The organism is Bradyrhizobium sp. PRIMUS42 (genome assembly GCF_023006515.1).
Classification (GTDB): Bacteria; Pseudomonadota; Alphaproteobacteria; order Rhizobiales; family Xanthobacteraceae; genus Bradyrhizobium.
The window spans coordinates 1-5125 of record NZ_JALBGZ010000472.1 but is presented as its reverse complement, the minus strand read 5'-3'; the positions used below and the strand labels follow the sequence as shown (position 1 = coordinate 5125).

5 protein-coding genes are annotated in these 5125 nt (G+C 64.6%); 2 read left to right on the top strand and 3 right to left on the bottom strand.

Features of this window, described 5'->3' with window-relative positions; translation table 11 throughout:
- Positions 1 to 204 precede the first annotated feature (204 nt).
- Positions 205 to 1335, bottom strand: coding sequence for a site-specific DNA-methyltransferase (locus tag MOV75_RS26920; RefSeq protein ID WP_309486836.1), 1131 nt, complete (start codon positions 1333 to 1335; stop codon positions 205 to 207).
- Positions 1336 to 1747: 412 nt separating this feature from the next.
- Between MOV75_RS26920 and MOV75_RS26915 the strand changes: the two genes are divergently transcribed.
- Together MOV75_RS26915 and moaB are read left to right on the top strand one after the other, a co-directional pair.
- Positions 1748 to 2686, top strand: coding sequence for a neutral zinc metallopeptidase (locus tag MOV75_RS26915; protein WP_246929461.1), 939 nt, complete (start codon positions 1748 to 1750; stop codon positions 2684 to 2686).
- Positions 2687 to 2904: 218 nt separating this feature from the next.
- Positions 2905 to 3468 carry a molybdenum cofactor biosynthesis protein B gene (moaB, locus tag MOV75_RS26910; RefSeq protein ID WP_246929458.1) on the top strand — a complete coding sequence of 188 codons (564 nt, stop codon included), beginning with the start codon at positions 2905 to 2907 and terminating at the stop codon, positions 3466 to 3468.
- Positions 3469 to 3705: 237 nt separating this feature from the next.
- On the opposite strand, the gene MOV75_RS26905 is transcribed toward moaB, so the two are convergent.
- Both MOV75_RS26905 and MOV75_RS26900 read right to left on the bottom strand, forming a co-directional pair.
- Positions 3706 to 4665 carry a helix-turn-helix domain-containing GNAT family N-acetyltransferase gene (locus MOV75_RS26905; RefSeq protein WP_246929456.1) on the bottom strand — a complete coding sequence of 320 codons (960 nt, stop codon included), beginning with the start codon at positions 4663 to 4665 and terminating at the stop codon, positions 3706 to 3708.
- 60 nt (positions 4666 to 4725) lie between these two features.
- A partial coding sequence (locus tag MOV75_RS26900) for a glycosyl transferase (protein WP_247006894.1) occupies positions 4726 to 5125 on the bottom strand: 400 nt, incomplete at its 5' end.

The following is a 5125-nucleotide window of genomic DNA, read 5'->3' as shown; positions in this document are numbered from 1 at the left end:
ACCGATCCGATCGAACGGCGACCCAGCTCGGGCGGCCACCCGGGCTGGGCCATTCCTCACGGAACGGCTCAATATAATCGATCGCCCTAATACAAGGGTGGGCAAAGGCGCGAAGCGCCGTGCCCACCAATCTGCATTTTGTCGGAAAGGTTCGGTCGGCACGGCGCAAGGGCGCCTTTGCCCACCCTACGAGATCGGAAGCGGCTACTCCGCCGCCATGCCGGCGCGGATTTCGGCGCGCAGCTCGTCGATCAGCTTGAGACCCCTCTTGGTCTCGATGTGCCAGAACGTCCAGCCGTTGCAGGCCTGCGCGCCTTGCGCCACCGCGCCCATGCGGTGGATCGAGCCGACCTTGTCGCCGAACATGATGGCGCCGTCGGCGCGAACCAATGCGCCGAGCTTCTTCTTGGCGTCGAACAGCTTCGTGCCGGGCATGATCATGCCGCGTTCGATCAGTTCGGAGAACGCGACCCGCGGCGCTTCGCGCGCGGTCATGAACGGGGCAAGGCTCGCCTCCGGCAGCGGCTCGACCGCGGCGATGCGCGCTTCGGCGGCCTTGGCGTAGGTCTTATCGCGCTCGAAGCCGATATAGGAGCGGCCGAGGCGCTTTGCGACCGCACCGGTGGTGCCGGTGCCGTTGAAAGGATCGATCACGAGATCGCCGGGTTTCGACGACGACAGCAGCACGCGCGCGAGCAGGCCTTCCGGCTTCTGCGTCGGATGCACTTTCTTGCCGTCGGCGCCCTTGAGGCGCTCCTCGCCGGTGCAGAGCGGGATCAGCCAGTCGGAACGCGCCTGCACGTCCTCGTTGGCGGCCTTGAGCGCCTCGTAATTGAACGTGTAGCCCTTGGCCTTTTCGTCGCGCGCGGCCCAGATCATGGTCTCGTGCGCGTTGGTGAAGCGGCGGCCGCGGAAATTCGGCATCGGGTTCGACTTGCGCCAGACGATGTCGTTCAGGAGCCAGAAGCCGAGGTCCTGCATGATCGCGCCGACGCGGAAGATGTTGTGGTAGGAGCCGATCACCCAGATCGTCGCCGACGGCTTCATCGCGCGGCGGGCCGCCAGCAGCCAGGCGCGGGTGAAATCGTCATAGGCGGAGAACGAATCGAACTTGTCCCAGTCGTCATCGACGGCGTCGACATGGGATTCGTCGGGGCGCTTGAGATCGCCCTTGAGCTGGAGATTGTAGGGCGGATCGGCGAACACAAGGTCGACCGAACCGGCCTGAAGCTTCGACATCTCGGCGACGCAATCGCCGAGAATGATGCGATGCGAAGGAGACTCGAAATTTGTGCGGGGCGCCCTTGCAGACGCCCCGCGACGCGACTCTACCATGACTCAAGAACTCTGACTCAGGCGACGCTGTCGGCGACGCGGGACCAAACAACCGACTGACCGTTACAATGAAGCGGCAAAGTAAAAATCGACTTAACCCGCCGCTTTCGTGAGCAGGCCGCGCATCACTCCTCGCGTGCGATTCATCATGCGCATTCGTCGTGTTTTGCAGTGTATTTCGCGTTTCGTCGCATTGCGGGAGCGATCATGGCCCCAAAAAGGCGTCGAATTTCTCTCGGAAAAAATTGCTCGACCCTCGGAAAAAATTGCTGGCATCGGCATGTTGCCGCACTAGGCAATTTTTGCCGGCCACGATATTGATAAAGGCAACGGAAATTTTACCTGTGTGGCGCGTTGAGCTTTCGCGCTTCTGCGCCGAATGACGCCAATCGAGGACTGAGGAAAACCCGCCATGCGCTACGATGATTTCCGCCGCAGCGACGACATCGAGGATCGTCGCGATGATGGTGGCGGTGGCGGTGGCGGTGGAGGAGGTGGGTTCGGGCTGCCGATGGGCGGCGGCGGGCTCGGCATCGGCACCATCATCGTGCTTGGCCTGGTCGGCTACGCCTTCGGCATCGATCCGCGCATCCTGATCGGCGGCGCCGAGATCCTCACCGGCGGCGGCCAGGCGCCGAGCTACCAGACCGATCGTCAGTCCACCTCCGCCAAGCGCGGCGCGCCGACCGACGAGATGGGCAGCATGATCTCCGGCATCCTCGGCGAGATCGACGATCGCTGGAGCGAAATCTTCCAGGCCTCGGGCCAGTCCTACACCGGTCCGAAGGTCGTGCTGTTCCGCAACGTCACCAATGGCGGCCGCTGCGGCCGGGCGGAGTCGGCGATGGGCCCGTTCTATTGTCCGCCGGATCGCACCATCTTCCTCGATACCTCGTTCTTCCGCGAGGTCGAGACGCGCTTCCGCGGCTGCTCCGGCAAGTCGGCGTGCAATTTCACCACCGCCTACATCATCGCGCACGAGGCCGGCCATCACATCCAGAACCTGCTCGGCATCATTCCGCGCGTGACGCGGCTGCAGCAGCAGGCCGGCAGCAAGGCGGAGGCCAATGCGCTCCAGGTGAAGGTCGAATTGCAGGCCGACTGCCTGTCCGGGGTCTGGGTCAATCGGGAGGCGAAAAAGCGGCCGAACTTCCTGGAAGCCGGCGACATCGACGCCGCGCTGACCACGGCGAGCGCGATCGGCGACGACACGCTGCAGCGCCAGGCCACCGGACGCGTCGTGCCGGATTCCTTCACCCATGGTTCGGCCGCGCAACGCAAGCAGTGGTTCATGACCGGCTATCAGCAGGGCACGGTCCAGGCCTGCAATACGTTCGGGGGCGGGACGTAGTAGCCTGTCGCTCCGGGACGCGCGTAGCGTGAACTATGATGCGCAATTGCGCATGTGGGAATCCGGGAGTAGTGGCGTCATCCTGAGGTGCGCGCCCCTTGCGCGCCTCGAAGGATGGCGCAGCCCGCGGCTCATCCTTCGAGGCTTGCGGTGCGCTTGCACCGCAAGGCGCGCACCTCAGGATGACGGCGGTGGGTGTTGAGAGAAGGTGCAGCGCTATGGCTTCCATCGATGAAACGAAACAGTTTGTTCCGCTCAACATCGCGGTGCTCACCGTGTCCGACACGCGTGCGCTGGCCGACGACAAGTCCGGCCAGACGCTCGCCGACCGCCTCCTGGCTGCCGGCCATCATCTCGCAGCGCGCGAGATCGTCACCGACGACGTCGAAGCCATCCGCGCCGTGATCCGCCGCTGGATCGCAGATGGCGGCGTCGACGTCGTCATCACCACCGGCGGCACCGGTTTTACCGGGCGCGACGTCACGCCGGAGGCGATCGAGCCGCTGTTCGAAAAACGCATGGACGGTTTCTCGATCGCGTTCCACATGTTGAGCCACGCCAAGATCGGGACGTCGACGATCCAGAGCCGCGCCACAGCGGGCGTCGCGGGTGCGACCTACATTTTCTGCCTGCCAGGCTCCCCCGGCGCCTGCCGCGACGGCTGGGACGGCATCCTTGCAGCCCAGCTCGACTACCGCACGCGACCCTGCAATTTCGTCGAGATCATGCCACGCCTGGACGAGCATCTGCGAAGGCCGAAGGCGCAAGGCGCGACGGTGTAAGTGCGGATAGCACTCCGGCATCTCTCCACACGATCAGTACCGCAGGGTGGGCAAAGCGGAGCGTGCCCACCACAGTAGCGCTGGATTGGTGGGCACGGCGCTCGCGCGCCTTTGGCCACCCTACGTACCTGACTCGCGGAGACATACCCCTCACCCAAGCGAGCCTGTGTCTGCCAGTTGAGCTGCCCTCTCCCGCAAGGGGCAAGGGCGCATTCATGCGCATCTCGCTTCGTGCAGCTAGAGATCCCGCTCCCACGTCTCGCCAATCAGATCGGCACCGAAGCTGTGGTGCTTCTCTTCCCTCACGAGCTTGAAGCCTGCACTTTGATAGATGCCGCGCGCGGCCACCAGGATGCTCTGCGTCCACAGCGTCATCCTGCTGTAACCCCTCTCCCGCGCGCCCTGGATGCATTGCTCGACCAGCGCGCGGCCGACGCCGAGGCCCCGCGCTTTCTTCTCCACCTGCAGCAGGCGCAGCTTGGCGATCTCGTCCGTGGCCTTGACCAGAAAGATCGAGCCGACCGGCTCGCCACCCACTTCCGCGATCCAGCAGTGCTCGCGCGTGGCGTCGTAGTTCCTGATGAACTGTGCGCAGATCTCGGCGACCAGCGCCTCGTAGCTGATGTCCCAGTTGTAGTCCGCTGCATAGGCGGCGGCCTGGCGGGAGGTGACCCAGCCCATGTCGCCGACACGATGGCTGCGCAGCATGAAAGAAGCGGGCTGGGTTCGACGTTGCTCAAGTACCGCCTCGATGGTCGCCATGGCCTGCGTAAGCCGCGTGGCATCGTCGGCCGAAAGCTGAGCCAGCATGGCGGCGACCTCGTTTTGCGAGCTCAGGTTCAGCTTGGCGTAGGTCTGGCGGCCCTTGGCGGTGAGGCTGAGCTGGTATTGCCTGCGATCCGCGGGCAGGGGCTTTCGCGTGATCAGCCCCTTTTCGTCGAAGTTTTGGACGATGCGGCTGAGATAGCCGGGGTCGAGACCCAGCTCGAGCCCGATCTGTTTTGCCGCCAGGTCGTCGCGATGCGCGAGTTCATAGAGCACCCGGGCCTCGCTCAGCGAAAACGGGGTCTTTCCAAGGTGCTGGTCGAGCACACCGAGCTTGCGGGTATAGAAGCGGTTGAAGGCGCGGACCGCTGCGATGTGATCGCCGGCGACCGGTTCGGCCGCCGGGGTTAATGGCGAAGAGCTGGATGGCATGGGACACCTCGATATTTGCCATTGTCAATTAATTATTTGACCTTGGCAAGTATCTGAGCTTCAGCCCGTCATGACGATCCGGCTGCGCAGCATGGTCCGGGACGAGCGGCCGAGCCGCCGGAGCAGCCGCGCTTCGGGGCGTCGAGCCTGCGGCGGGTAGCCGCCGATCCGGTCGTAGTGGTCTCGCGCGATCAAAAGTCCCTGGTCGCTGAGCGGGCCGATAAGCTTGCGCGCGACGGCGCGGAGGATGTCGCGCAATCCGCTATCCGCGTAAGGCGAGCGCGCATAGCGGAATACCGCAGCACGGTCCCGTCCGCTGGTCGCGACGGCCTGGATGAACTGGGTGGTTTCCTCGATCCAGCCGGTTTCCAGCACGGCGCCCGCGGGCAGGAACATCAGCCACGGCGAGCGTGCCTGGACTGCGCCGGCTGCGAGCGCGGCGCCTTGCGAGGATCCCTCG